The following is a 13,943-nucleotide window of genomic DNA, read 5'->3' as shown; positions in this document are numbered from 1 at the left end:
CACCCGATATCCTCTGGAGTTATCTTTCAGAGGTATCGGGTATTATGATGTCCATTTATTTTTATTAAAAACGAACAAATAAGATCATTTCTACATCTTCTAGAAACGATCTTATTTGTTGTTTTAAAAGCCGCTTAAAATAAGTTCGATCAGTGCAAGCTTAAGAGTCTGCAAAGCATCTTCTTGAGGCATTTTGATAAATCGACTTAATGAAATCATTTCTTGTTCAAACAAATCAATCACCTTTTGCAAAGCATTTTTGTCGGATGTAGCTGCTTGACGAATCAATTGGCATAATTCATCTTCTGATAGATGGATTGGAGTGCTTTCTTTTTCCATTTGCTCACCGCCTGTTGTGAAATATTAAATTGTTGGGCAACTTGTTTTTCGGTTTTTTCTTGAATAAAAAGCGAACGTATAACTTCTTGTTCTTTGACAGTAGGCAGAGAGTGAATCCACTGCTCTACCAGTAATTGAGAATCAACTTCTTCTGCAAAAGAAGGTGAACTACTAAAATCATATAAGATAGGTAATTCTTTACGGAGGCGTGTATGAGTACGATATTGTAAGCGCCACGCGATCCGCTGAAGTTGTTGCTTATAGCGTTCGTACGTCTGATTGGTGGTTAGGTCTGACATGATGTACCTCCTTTGCGATAAAATAGCTTTCATATCTATAGTAAAAATTTGGATAAAAATACAACTTGGATAAGGAAGAAATTACATAATAAAACAGAAGTGCCCTATCATAGCGTTGATATTCTTAATACATTCTATTTTGCTATAGATAAATAGCTTGCCTGTCGTTCTGTCGCAAAGTAATTTTATTTGTACAATCAGGCAGAGGAAATGATAGGAAAAATAAAGGGATGTCATGTATACTATGGGTTAACACACATCAACAAGGAGTGCTTGAAAATGACAAACGCGAATATAGGAACTTGGGATATTACATTAGAAGATGACCAACATGATCAGGTACTGCGTTTGCAATTTGATGATCAGATTCAGTTGCAGAAATTTATTCTTTCATTAACCGTAGAACAATTACTTACTTCTCATATCTATGATCCCGAACAGCGCAGTATGAATGGGAAGACTTATCTGTATCATTGTTTTCAATAGCATATCTATACCAACAAGAAAGGAGGGATTATTATGGAGATGTTATTTCGTTATAACTGGCAAGTACGTCAAGAATGGTTCGATTGGTGTGAATCATTATCACAACAGGAGTTATTACAACAACGTACAGGCGGAGTCGGTAGTATCTTGTATACGCTCTATCATATTATCGATGTAGAGTATAGCTGGATTAATGATCTGAGAGATCAGAACAGCTTGCTTACTGATTTTGCAGATTATCAGACGGTAGAACGATTACGTGCATTATCGTCTCAATTGCATGTAGAAGTAGGCGCTTATGTAAAAGCATGGACACCTGAGCAAGAAACCAAAATTCTGCATAATGTACGTAAAGATGGCTCTACAGAACAATTAACGTATGGAGAAGTGATGCGTCATGTGATTGCACACGAGATTCATCATGTAGGGCAGTTATCAGTATGGGCGCGAGAAGTGGGACGTGAGCCAGTGAGTGCCAATCTTATTCGTAGAGGATTACAACGATAAGGATGATGTGAACACAACTTTTACTTTTGTATGACGTGAATATTAGATAGCTTGTGCAATGGGGAATCAGGCTAGCTTGTAGAGGGGGACGATGATGTTGCTTAAAAAGAAGATGATCGAAACGGATTCTTATTGGGGGACAAAATGCAGACATATACATATGACACAAGGTTCCTCTACACTAATCATTTTATTTCCGGGGAAAAGTTATTCTTGTGAACGTTCTTTATTGTATTACGCAGCCCAAAGTGCTTTAGAAAAAGGGCATGATGTATTGCAATTAGAATACGGGTATCAAGCGGCTCGAACCGAACTGGAATCAGATCAACGAGATATTTTGATTAAAGAATGTACAGATGTGATTAGACAGTTAAGTGTGTTTGGATATACCAACTACATCAGTATTAGCAAAAGTCTCGGTACATTGATAGCAGGAGGCGTATTTGAACAATACAAATCGTTACCTGTACGTCATATTTTTTTAACGCCTTTAGATCAGACTGTACCGTATATTATTCAATCTCAGGGATTATTAATCTATGGCACTAATGATCCTATGTTCAGTCATCTTAGTCAGGACAAAATAAACCATTTACCTTATATAGACACCGTTGTTTTTCCTGACGCGAATCATTTGCTAGAAGCGCCGAGTATCGATCAATCTTTGCAATTTTTAAAGCAAGTAGTGATACACTATAATGAATTTTTCTAAATATTCTAGTGTTTTATTGTGGTTGCAACTCTTTATCATGCGATAAAGAAATAAGCCTGCTACATTCTCATAGATGCATAGTCATCTTACAGAGAACTAGCAGGTTTTTTTGTATGCATTTGGACATGTATACAGCGAAATCTAAAAATATGCTCATTATAGCGTCACAATAGACTAACTTATGTTATATTTATAAATGATAATTATTCTCAATTAACATAAGGAGTGAAAAAATGAAACAATTATCTTGGGTTAAAATGTTACCTTTCTTTGTGATCATGCTATGTGTAATCATCACAGGGTGTGGAGCGAATACAGGTACATCACAATCATCAGCTACATCCAATCAACAGACTGACTCTGTACAGACAGTATCAGTAGAACATGTATTTGGTACAACAGCAATTCCGGTACATCCGAAGCGAATTGCTTCATACAATTTGGAAGATATCTTACTCTCACTTCAAGCACCATTAGTATTAGGTGTATCTGTAGGTGAAAACTATTATCTGGAAGATCGCTTGAAAGCTCAAAATGCATCTATTCTAAATATGGATAGTGGATTAGCTAATTTAGAAGCTTTTGCAGAAGCACAACCCGATCTGATTGTAGCCAGTGCAACGATTGATCGAACTACATATGATCAGTTAAGCTTAATTGCTCCTACGATTGTGTATGATCGTGAAGATTGGAAAACATCTATTGTCAAAATAGGTAAAGCATTAGATTTGAAAGATCAAGCGCAACAAGTCATAGCAGATCATAATACTCAGGTTCAACAAGCCAAAAAAGCAATAACGACAGCCGTAGGTTCAAAAGCTACGATTGCTTTTGTGCGGACGACTAGCAAAGATATTCGCCTGTATCTGCCAGGGTATAAAGATCGAGAAGGTAAAGAATTGCCAGGTTATGCAGGTATGTTATACAACGATCTAGGGCTACTGCCTATGCCTCTTGTATCTCAATTACAAACCGAGAATCCTGATAAGCAAAATGTAAATCTGTCTACAGAAGTACTTCCTGAAGTCACTGCTGATTATGTATTTGTCACATCCGGTAGCGCAGGTGGCACAAGTGAAGATTTGCAGAAAGATCAGTCTCAATTTGCCGAATTACAGAAGTCTCCTATCTGGCAAGCTTTGCCGGCTGTTCAACATAAGCATCTATATACTGTAAATGCCAAGTATTGGATCAGTACAGGCCCTATTGCTGATCAATTCAAAATAAAAGATGCCGTACAACAACTCACTTCATCGTCATAAAATGGACTAAATCAGAGATCAGCACAACTTTTAGAGGAGATATAGCGTACACACTTATAACAAGGTTTTGGTAAAGTATAAGGTAGCGAATAAATGATTCGCCTTGCTTGTACGAAGGCTGAAATACTATAATAGATATTGCTGCATATTACCGGCCACGTGAGCATGCGTTTGATGCTACATCTGATTTAGGAGGATTTTACCGTTATGACATTTGTTAAAAAGAGCAATTGGGTATCATTAACGACCAAATTGCTAATCGTTACTGCACTAACTGCTACAATTGCGCCTGCTTCGCATATCGCTCCCAAAGCTCAAGCAGCAACTACAGAAAAGCCCGCTATCATTACGATTGCTGGTAAAGAAGTTACCTGGGAGACTGCACCATTTGTAACCAAAGGAACAACGTTGGTTCCTTTACGCCAAGCTGCTCGTGAATTAGGAGCAACAGCGCAATGGGATGCCTCGACTCGTTCTGTTGTTATGTATAGTCATGGAGACAAGGTTGTACATACACCGAATACCAATAAGATTACATTAGATGGATATGAGATTGAAATGCCAGAAGTGTCTCGTAACGTATACGGTACGATGATGGTTCCTGCACGATTTTTGTCAGATTCTCTAAAAGCTAATTTGACGGTAAGTTCTACCCCAGAAGTGACTACAATTAATTTGACGCCAGATCAATCTACTGTATATGCAAGCTCTGCCAAAACAGTAGATACGTATTTACAGTCTCAAAATTATTCAGGTCTTGCTTTGATAGCTTACAAAGGAAAAGTGATTATGCGTAAAGGATACGGATTAGCTGGTGGCGAAAAAGCAACACCACCTGATGGCAAATCACGTATCGCTTCATTAAGCAAATCGTTTACTGCATCCGCAGTGATGAAATTGATCGAAGATGGTAAAGTGAAATTAACTGATCATCTATCTGATTATATTCCAGATTTCCCGCGTGGTAACGAAATTACAGTGCATATGCTGTTATCTCACACCGCAGGCTTTAACTCTAACTTTACCCGTACCGAAGGAATGACGTTAGAGCAGACTGTTGATGAGATCAAAACCAAACCATTGCGTTTTGAGCCCGGTGAACGATTTAACTATAGTAATCAAGGTTATGTATTGCTAGCTTATATTATTCAACAGGTATCTGGAGAATCGTACGGTCAGTATATTCAACACACGTTCCTTGATCCATTGAATATGAAAGATACAGGCGAGACTACACCTGCAACCAAAACGATCACTGGATATGTAAAAGATGGCGATGCTTGGGATGAAGCGGGCTATTATGTTTCTCAATCCGGTACAGGTACATTTTACTCGACACTGGACGATATGATGAAATGGTACAAATCGTTTGATAATCATACGATTTTGAGTGAAGATACAGTAAACAAAATGTTTACAACGTATTCGGATCTGAAACCGTATGGCTATGCTTTTTTGATCAAAAATGTAGACGGCAAACGTACTATCTATCACAATGGTAGTGGAACAGGTTATGCAACAGGATTTACGCATAATTTAGATGATGATGTTCTCGTTATTTTACTAGGAAATCATTATGGTATGGATATGCAAAAAATGTTAGCTGATACACAAGTGTTAGCAAATAAAGCCCTTGTAAAATAATAGTTTAACATGAATAGGCGATGAATCGCTTTTGCAAAAAACCACCTTTTAGAATATATAAAAGGTGGTTTTTTTTATATTCTGCTAATCATTAAAGTGTATAATTGGTAAAGTAAATACTTACATTACAAATCAGCTATATCGAAAAGGAGCTATTCCATGAAATCGATTATCAATTACGCGCACAGAGGAGCTTCCGGGTATTGCCCAGAAAATACAATGGCGGCTTTTGAGAAAAGTTTGGAATTGGGAGCAACCGGGATTGAAACTGATGTACAAATGACCAAAGATGGACAACTTGTTCTTATTCATGATGAAAACTTAAAGCGTACTACCGGATATGATGGTCAGATCAAAGATGTCACTTATGATGAAATCAAAACGTTAGATGCAGGTTCATGGTATGGTGAACAATTTGCTAATGAACATGTGCCATTATTAAGTGAATTATTGAACTGGATTGCACCAACAGAGATGACCCTGAATATCGAGATCAAAAATAATATTGAGCCGTACATAGGAATTGAGCAGAAATTAGTAGATGCTATCCATGAATATGGTCTAGCTGATCGGGTAGTGATTTCAAGCTTTGATCATTATACGCTGGAAACGTGTAAACAATTGGCACCTGATATTCAGACAGGGATTTTGTATGTGGAAAATCTGGTAAGACCGTGGAATTATGCTAACAGTATAGGCGCTACTGCTCTACATTCTCATTATGCTACAGTGACAGCAGAAGCTGTTCAACAAGCACAGCAAGCAGGCGTGATCTATAATGTATGGACGGTGAATGATCCTGCTATGATGCGTAAGCTGATAGAGATGGAAGTTGGCGGTATTATCACCGATTATCCCGATATTTTGGCACAATTACTCCGCGATAAAATTATTGTTTGAGTAGTAGGTATATTGCTATACATTTCAGAGCGCCTAATGCCGTTATCATACGGAAGGGCGCTTTTTGTCATATTTCGACAAATTCCATGAAGCCAGACTTTCTTTACGTAAAAGAACCAGTTACAATAAAGAATACTGACATGGATAAGGCTCTGATTGGAGGTCCTGATGAAAAAAATTCACCCGGGACGATTTTTGAAATTAAATATGATTCGCCTGCTGCGCTTAAAAAAAGGAGCACATCAAGTAGCTATTGGTTTTTCTGTAGGATTATTCCCGAGTTGGTATCCGCTGATAGGGATCGGTCCCATATTGTCATTAGGATTAACGCGTTTGTTCAAAGGAGCTATGCCAGCAGCGATTTTTGCTGCTTCATTGGATTCTTTTGTCTGGCCCTTAACATTTTTTCTTAATTATCATACAGGGCATTTTTTAGTGACATTATGGCGTTCTTCCAGTCTTCCTGCTAGTATGCCTAAGATTGATATTCCAGACTGGCCGGAAGATTATATGCAACCGATACACCAGTCTCATCATTGGCGTGATGCAGGGGTTGATTTTATTACAGGAGCTGCTGTAAACAGTGTTATTTTTGCAATTATTATTTATATTGTGATCAAATGGGTGATGTTAAAGTATCGTATACCGTTACTGCGTAGACTTCGAGGTAAAAAAGTTCATCCTTCTGCTTCACAAAAGGACTAATCTGGGGTAATACTATATATTCCACTATTTTCACAACACTATTATACTCAAAGATTAATCTATTCGAACCCGTATTATTCAGAAGGAGGAACACATGTGAATTTTGGAGCCCGCATGCTCAAAACCGGAATTGCGGTTACGCTTGCTTTATACATTAGCTCCTGGCTTAATCTGACGCCACCGGTAATTGCTGCTGTTGCTGCTATTTTTGCGATGCAGCCATCGATTTACCGCTCTTTCCGTTATTTTCTGGATCAGATTCAGACCAATACATTAGGAGCCATACTAGCACTACTTGGAGGAATGTTTTTCTCTAACGAGCCGATCGCGATTGGCTTAATGTGTGTTGTGGTGATTATGATTTGTTTGCGTCTCAAAATGGGAGATACGATTGGTCTGACATTAGTTACTGTTATTTCGGTAATGGAAGCTTCAGGTCAATGGCAATTTGCGCTTAATCGTTTTTCACTCAGTATTATTGGTATCGTATCTGCCTTTTTAATTAATATACTGGTTGCACCACCTAAGCCATTAGAACAATTTAAAGGGCAGATTGAGAATACATTTGCTAAGTTATCTTTGCTTTTACGGACAGCGGTTTCAGATGAAATCAAAGAATCTGTGTTTCGCGAAGAAAAAAAAGCACTGGAAAATTCGATTCAGTCGTTAAGCGATAAGTACAATCTGATGGAAGAAGAACTCAAAAAATTAAAACGAGCTTCATTCAGTCGTCATCGACACATTGTAGTGAACAAACAAATGCTAACAGCGCTTAGGAAGGGAGTAGATGTGCTAACTGCTATAGAGCAACATTATTTTCAAGCAGAACGTACTCCGCAGTTAGATGATTATTTCGATAATCATTTGGAACAATTAATTAAGTTCCATGAGCATATTTTGCTGAAGCTGGATAATAAGATTAAAAATGATGGCCATGAGGCTGAAGAAGTAGAACAAGCAAACGATCAATTTTTGGATACAATGATTGATCGCTATCAAGAAAATTTTAGCGGTGTTCTAAGGTTGTCTATTGTAGCCGCTGTGATGTATGATTATGGCTATCAATTAGAACGCCTTAATCGCTTAGTAGATCATACCAGTTCTAAACATGATACAGTTGAAAAAGAAAACGAAGAGAAACAGGAACGCAGAAATTTTCCGACTTGGCCTTGGAAGCAATAATACCCAAGTCGATACATCGAAGATGACTGTTTAAAAGGAGACTTATGGGAATGACGAATATCCCCTACACATTAGAGAACTCAATTGGTTACAAACTTTCTATTGCTACACGTCTTGCACACAATCGCTTAAATCAATATTTTCGTGATGGTGGCTATCCGGTTACACATGAACAATGGATTTTGATTTCATTTTTGTGGAGACGGGACGGGCAGACACAGAATCGTCTAGCACGTCTGTCTCGCAAAGATCAACCCAGTGTATCGAGGTTGATCGATAATATGATCAAACGCGGGATGGTGGTACGTGTTCCTCATCCTGATGATCGCCGTACCAATCTTATCTATTTGACTGATTATTGCCGTAGTATTGTAGATGATCTCGGTGATAAAGCTAGTCAAACGATCGAAGATGTATTTAATGGATTTACTGTAGAAGAGCGCAATATAACGATTAAAATGCTTGATCGTATTATCGATAACTTGGATTAATTCCGTTTGTTTTGTATTAAGGTTCTCTATTTTGGTTAAATGACAAGTAGAGCTAAACTTAATACCAAGGAGGAATTAACATGATATCTGTAGAGGAAAGACAAAAGTGTTTAGAAGCTTGTCTGGAATGTATGGAAGCTTGTAATCAATGTTATGCCGCTTGTCTGGAAGAAAAACATTTGGATATGATGCGAGGCTGTTTGCGACTTGATCGTGAATGTGCAGACATATGTGCGTATGCTGCCAAAGCTATGACTTCGCAAAGTCCTTATATGCAACAAATTTGTGCGTTATGTGCGCAAATCTGTGAAGATTGTGCTCAAGAATGTGCCAAACATGATCATGACCATTGTCAACGTTGTGCCGAAGCCTGCCGTCACTGCGCTGAAGCTTGTCGGAGTATGGCTGCATGACAAACGATTGTCATACTAAATATGTACAAGAAGGAGAGAGCAATTCTCTCCTTTTTGCGTTGCTCTGTCAACGATAATTCTTATAAAACTGACATGATAAATAATGAAAAATAGTAGATTTATTTGTAACGAGTGAAGATTAATTATACAATATAGAATATGAGCTAGAAGATGAATCAGGAATTATACCGAAGTGCGACACGAAGTCGCCGACAAAAACAGGTTCCATCATACCTGCTTATTTGTCGGCGTTTCCTGACGTTTACGACAAAGGAGAAAAAGATATGATTGCCAAAACAGAACAAGATATCGAAGGATTAAAAAAAATAGGTAAAGTGGTCGCGATTATTCGTGATGAATTGAAAGAAATGACCAAACCAGGAATGCGTACGATCGATCTAGATCTGCATGCGGCTAAGTTATTTGAACAATATGGTGCATTATCAGGTCCTAAAGTGACTTATGATTTCCCTGGATTTACTTGTATTAGTGTAAATGAAGAAGTGGCTCATGGTATTCCAGGTGATCGCATTATTCAAGAAGGCGATCTAGTCAATGTAGATGTATCTGCTTCATTAGATGGATACTTTGCAGACACAGGTGTATCATTTGTAGTTGGTAACGGTGATCCCAAATTAACTCAGCTATGTGAAGCTTCTATTTTGGCATTTGAAGCAGGAGCGCAGAAAATTCGTGCAGGTTCCAAGCGAAGCAATGCAGGTAAAGCTACTTATAATACAGCCAAAAAATTAGGATTCACCATCATCACCAATCTAACCGGACATGGTATCGGAAAGTCGCTACACGATGATCCTGAATATATTTTGAGTTATTACGATCCTACCGATAACGGATTATGGAAAGAAGGAATGGTTATTGCTTACGAACCGTTCGTATCTACCAAAGCCGAAGAAGTAGCGGAAGGTAATGATGGCTGGACACTCAAAACAGATGATGGTAGCTTTGTAGCTCAATATGAGCATACGATGATTATTACCAAAGGCGAGCCTATTATTTTGACTAAATAAAAAAAGATATACATGCAATCATCAAAAAAAGCCGCATTGCTGGATTATTCCAGACATGCGGCTTTGGTATTTGCAATTTGTAATAGATGAGCGTACAATAAAATTTGGTATGCAAAAGAGCATAAATATTCCAAAATTATCAATATAGATTTAACATAACATAATTAATATATATTGTCAAATTTATAATTGCATAGAATGTGTAGACATAGACAAAGGAGATGATCCAGTATGGCAATAGATGATCAGGATTGGAAAGATGAACAAGCACGAGTAGATGATGTAACAACCAAAATCAATCGAAAAATGGCTGTGCTTGAACAAGAAGTTGGAGCGGCGCGTGGCGATGTTGTCGGTATGCGTAAAGACTTCTGGGATGAAGTGACAGTTAACTTCAGTGAGCCGGATGATGTAGGAGAAACTTCAACCAGTCTACGTCAGCAATCACAGGTATTGACCGAGATTGAATTGGCTCACAAACGTTCGAGTCTTACTTTAGATAAATTACGTCGTTTATCAGGTTCTCCTTATTTTGGACGGATTGATTTTAAAGAAGTCGGTGAACCTGCAATAGATCATATTTATTTAGGAATTGGTTCTTTTTTAGATGATGATGAAGAGACATTTTTGATCTATGATTGGCGTGCTCCGGTATCGAGTCTTTATTACGATGGAGCACCGGGCCCTGCTTCTTATCGGACACCTGTCGGAAATATCGAAGGAAATATGGAGTTAAAACGTCAGTTTGTCATTCGTGATGCGAAGATCGATGTGTTGTTTGATACAGGGGTTACAATCGGTGATGAATTGTTACAGCAAGTTCTTAGTCACACCGCAGATAACCAAATGAAAAATATCGTAGCCACTATTCAAAAAGAACAAAATAGTGTTATTCGTAACGATCGTAGTCGGCTATTGGTCGTACAAGGTGCAGCAGGAAGCGGCAAAACGTCAGCAGCGTTACAACGTGTAGCTTATTTACTGTATCGTTATCGGGATAGCTTACGTGCCGATCAGATGGTACTCTTTTCCCCGAACTCGATGTTTAATAGTTATGTCTCGACTGTATTGCCAGAGCTTGGTGAAGAGAATATGTTACAGACTACATTTCAGGCGTATCTAGAACGTCGTATCGGCAGAGAATTTGATCTGGAAGATGTCTTTTCACAAATGGAATACTTGTTAGCCTGGAGAGACGATCTGGAGCATGATGCACGAGTACAAGGGATTCGGTACAAGTCATCAGCAACTTATCTCAAAGCCATTCGCCGTTATACCGAGCTATTATTAACAGATGGCATGGTGTTCCGTCCGATTCGTTTTCAAGGTAAAGATATCGTAACCCGTCAACAGATGCTAGATAAGTTCTATGGATTTGATTCAGCTGTCAAATTAGGAAATCGGATCGAATTAATGCGTGATTGGTTGCTTAAAGAAGTCAGTCTATTTGGACGCAAAGAGCGTAAAGAAGCATGGGTAGAAGAGCAAGTACAGTTGATGAGTACGGATGATTATCATCGTGCTTATACGATGATGCGTCGTAAGCAAAAAGGGAAAATGCCTTCTTTTGATGATTTCCAATTAGAAGCAGAATTAGCAGCACGTATGGTTGTGAATGACTGGCTCAAACCGTTACGCAAATGGGTCAAACGACTTCGTTTTGCAGATATCAAAGCGGTCTATCGTAAAATGTTTACCGATGAAGTATTATTTGCCAAAATCAATAATGGTGTATTGCCTGAAGGTTGGGAAGATTTTGCAAGGCAAACAGTTAGCCGTCTTGATCAAGGAGAATTGGGATATGAAGACGCAACACCATATCTGTATCTCAAAGAACAATTGCAAGGATTCCGTTCCAATCATGCGATTAAGCATGTGATTGTCGATGAAGTGCAAGATTATTCACCGTTCCAGTTAGAATTTATGAAGCGATTATTCCCGCGTGCGCGAATGACTGCTTTAGGTGATCTGAATCAAGCGATTTACAGCCATAATTCGGTGTTTGATGAAGAAGATCCATTGTTAGAATTGTACGGTAAAGAAAATAGCGAGATTATTCGTTTGACCCGTAGTTATCGTTCGACATATGAAATTGTAGACTTTACACGAGGGATGATGAAAGGCGGAGAGCATATTATTCCGTTTAATCGCCGTGGAGATAAGCCACAAGTGTCGCTATATGATGATCGTGAATCGATGCATAACGATATCATTCGAGATATTCATGGGCTGCAACAGCAAGGTTATCAGTATACAGCGATTATTTGTAAAACAGAAAGTGAATGTGAAGAAGCTTATCAAGTGCTCAAAGAACAGATCACATTGCGCAAAATTACTAAAAATACACCTGCTTTTGAAAAAGGAACAGTTATTATTCCTGCTTATCTTGCCAAAGGTGTAGAATTTGACGCTGTTGTATTATATGATGCTTCCAGCCAACAATATCATCGTGAAGCAGAACGTAAATTATTTTATACAGCATGTACGCGGGCGATGCATTTGTTACATTTATATGCTATTGATGAAGTGACTCCATTTATTACCGGTATGGACGAAGAGCGATATGTATTGAATGATCATCGTGGTTGAGTACACATAGATCACAATATCCAAGTCGTTCACTAACAATACATTGAAATAATTATTAAATACGCTAAGGAGGACATCAGTAGAACTTTACTGTTGTTCTCCTTTTTTATAAATAATCCTACTTTTATCATATCTTATTCCAGACTGCTTTTTTGCAATTCAGTAATCAATGAATTAGAGACACCATTGGTCTGTTTGCGATATTGAGAAGGCGTAGAGCCCCGGTGTTGCTTGAATACAGAAATAAAGTAACTTAAGCTATCAAATCCGACTTCAAGAGAGATATCAACAATTTTGCGATCACTGCTTTCTAGTAATCGGCAAGCTTGTTGCGTCCGATAGCGATTGATATAATCGATCGGGCTTTTTTGAGTTAAACTTTTGAAAAAGCGACAAAAATGCCCTTCGCTCATATTGATCTGTTCTGCTAATTCTCTTAAACGCAGCGGTTGCTGGTAGTGATCATGAATATGACCGAGTACTATTTTGAGCCGTTCTACTTTATCACTTGGAGCGGGCAGAGGAGTGACTTGAGTATCCATATGTTCAATCATTTGAGCAAAAAGAAGATAAAGATAAGCTTTAGTAGTCAGTTCACAAGTCGCTGTCTGTTGTTCATTGATATCAACAATCGCAGTCAATAATTTCAACACTTCTTGTTCCCAGACTTCTTGTCCACGAATATGCACAGGCAATACCATTTGCTTGCGTAACAACGGATCTATAAATCGTGCTTGTACCATGTCATACCCTGCACTATTTAACAAAGACATACTGAACACGGTAGCTACAAAGCTACAGGATTCATGTTCCATCTGATACGCTGTATGAATCTCACCGCTATTCACAAATACCGCTTCACCTGCATGCACTTCATAAGGAATCGTACCGATCTGAAACAACGCTCTTCCTTGCGTCACCAAAATCAATTCAGGTTCTTCATGCCAGTGACATTCTAGCACTGTCTCTTCTTCAATATCATCCATCCGATACACACTCACCGGATACATCAGACTCCCGTGAATCCGATCTTCTTTTAACTCTTCACGCAACTGCTCCTGAATCATCCAATCACCGCCTTAAATAGTATGCAATAATTTCTATTTCATATTAGAAGTTACTTTACGTTCCACAAATAGATTATTGTTATGATCGCTGTTGTCATCGAATTTGTTTCATTACCGCTCTATGGTGAGACTAGCTGACAAAGGCGAGCACTTCACTTCTCCAGAATCATTCCATCTGCTCCGCTGTGGAACATATTAATCAGATAAAGGGATATCTCTAAAGGTTAAAACCTCATCAATCGGAATCCCAGCTTTGATAATATCGACTAACTCTTCAAAACGAGGATTGATATATAAAACATTTCTATAACCAGATACT

15 protein-coding genes are annotated in these 13,943 nt (G+C 38.3%); 12 read left to right on the top strand and 3 right to left on the bottom strand.

Going from position 1 to position 13,943, the window contains the following annotated elements:
* Positions 1-123 precede the first annotated feature (123 nt).
* The gene (locus PQ460_RS15615) at positions 124-339 is read right to left on the bottom strand and encodes a helix-turn-helix domain-containing protein (RefSeq protein WP_273615669.1); all 216 of its coding nucleotides are present in this window, start codon (positions 337-339) and stop codon (positions 124-126) included.
* Positions 285-638, bottom strand: a complete 354-nt coding sequence (locus PQ460_RS15610; protein WP_273615670.1) for a sigma factor-like helix-turn-helix DNA-binding protein — start codon at positions 636-638, stop codon at positions 285-287. The genes PQ460_RS15615 and PQ460_RS15610 overlap by 55 nt, the downstream gene beginning before the upstream one ends.
* Positions 639-917: 279 nt before the next feature.
* Here PQ460_RS15610 and PQ460_RS15605 point away from each other — a divergent pair, with 279 nt between their 5' ends.
* The 12 genes from PQ460_RS15605 to helD all read left to right on the top strand — a co-directional run bounded on the left by PQ460_RS15605 (position 918) and on the right by helD (position 12,557).
* A complete protein-coding gene (locus tag PQ460_RS15605) occupies positions 918-1,124 on the top strand; it encodes a hypothetical protein (RefSeq protein WP_273615671.1) in 207 nt (68 codons plus the stop codon).
* A gap of 33 nt (positions 1,125-1,157) precedes the next feature.
* Positions 1,158-1,631, top strand: coding sequence for a DinB family protein (locus tag PQ460_RS15600; protein ID WP_273615672.1), 474 nt, complete (start codon positions 1,158-1,160; stop codon positions 1,629-1,631).
* A gap of 160 nt (positions 1,632-1,791) precedes the next feature.
* On the top strand, positions 1,792-2,343 hold the full coding sequence (locus PQ460_RS15595; RefSeq protein WP_274170375.1) for an alpha/beta hydrolase: 552 nt from the start codon (positions 1,792-1,794) through the stop codon (positions 2,341-2,343).
* Positions 2,344-2,576: 233 nt separating this feature from the next.
* Positions 2,577-3,605 (top strand): ABC transporter substrate-binding protein, encoded by a 1,029-nt coding sequence (locus PQ460_RS15590; protein WP_274170374.1) that lies wholly within the window; start codon positions 2,577-2,579, stop codon positions 3,603-3,605.
* Between the two features lie 207 nt (positions 3,606-3,812).
* Positions 3,813-5,249 (top strand): serine hydrolase domain-containing protein, encoded by a 1,437-nt coding sequence (locus PQ460_RS15585; RefSeq protein ID WP_273615675.1) that lies wholly within the window; start codon positions 3,813-3,815, stop codon positions 5,247-5,249.
* Positions 5,250-5,408: 159 nt separating this feature from the next.
* A complete protein-coding gene (locus PQ460_RS15580) occupies positions 5,409-6,149 on the top strand; it encodes a glycerophosphodiester phosphodiesterase (protein ID WP_274170373.1) in 741 nt (246 codons plus the stop codon).
* 168 nt (positions 6,150-6,317) lie between these two features.
* A complete protein-coding gene (locus tag PQ460_RS15575; RefSeq protein WP_273615677.1) occupies positions 6,318-6,854 on the top strand; it encodes a DUF2062 domain-containing protein in 537 nt (178 codons plus the stop codon).
* Between the two features lie 96 nt (positions 6,855-6,950).
* Positions 6,951-8,036 carry an FUSC family protein gene (locus tag PQ460_RS15570; RefSeq protein WP_273615678.1) on the top strand — a complete coding sequence of 362 codons (1,086 nt, stop codon included), beginning with the start codon at positions 6,951-6,953 and terminating at the stop codon, positions 8,034-8,036.
* A 50-nt stretch (positions 8,037-8,086) separates the two neighbouring features.
* Complete coding sequence (locus tag PQ460_RS15565) at positions 8,087-8,527, top strand: MarR family winged helix-turn-helix transcriptional regulator (protein ID WP_069326325.1); 441 nt, start codon at positions 8,087-8,089, stop codon at positions 8,525-8,527.
* A gap of 80 nt (positions 8,528-8,607) precedes the next feature.
* Complete coding sequence (locus PQ460_RS15560) at positions 8,608-8,940, top strand: four-helix bundle copper-binding protein (RefSeq protein WP_274170372.1); 333 nt, start codon at positions 8,608-8,610, stop codon at positions 8,938-8,940.
* A gap of 284 nt (positions 8,941-9,224) precedes the next feature.
* Positions 9,225-9,968 carry a type I methionyl aminopeptidase gene (gene map, locus PQ460_RS15555; RefSeq protein WP_274170371.1) on the top strand — a complete coding sequence of 248 codons (744 nt, stop codon included), beginning with the start codon at positions 9,225-9,227 and terminating at the stop codon, positions 9,966-9,968.
* A gap of 231 nt (positions 9,969-10,199) precedes the next feature.
* Positions 10,200-12,557: an RNA polymerase recycling motor HelD gene (helD, locus tag PQ460_RS15550; protein WP_274170370.1), complete on the top strand. Its 2,358-nt coding sequence runs from the start codon at positions 10,200-10,202 to the stop codon at positions 12,555-12,557.
* Positions 12,558-12,691: 134 nt separating this feature from the next.
* Here helD and PQ460_RS15545 read toward each other — a convergent pair whose 3' ends face one another.
* On the bottom strand, positions 12,692-13,624 hold the full coding sequence (locus PQ460_RS15545) for a helix-turn-helix transcriptional regulator (RefSeq protein WP_274170369.1): 933 nt from the start codon (positions 13,622-13,624) through the stop codon (positions 12,692-12,694).
* Positions 13,625-13,943 lie beyond the last annotated feature (319 nt).

Source organism: Paenibacillus sp. KACC 21273 (assembly GCF_028736095.1).
GTDB lineage: Bacteria > Bacillota > Bacilli > Paenibacillales > Paenibacillaceae > Saccharibacillus > Saccharibacillus kyungheensis.
This window is presented reverse-complemented; position numbering and strand designations above follow the sequence as displayed.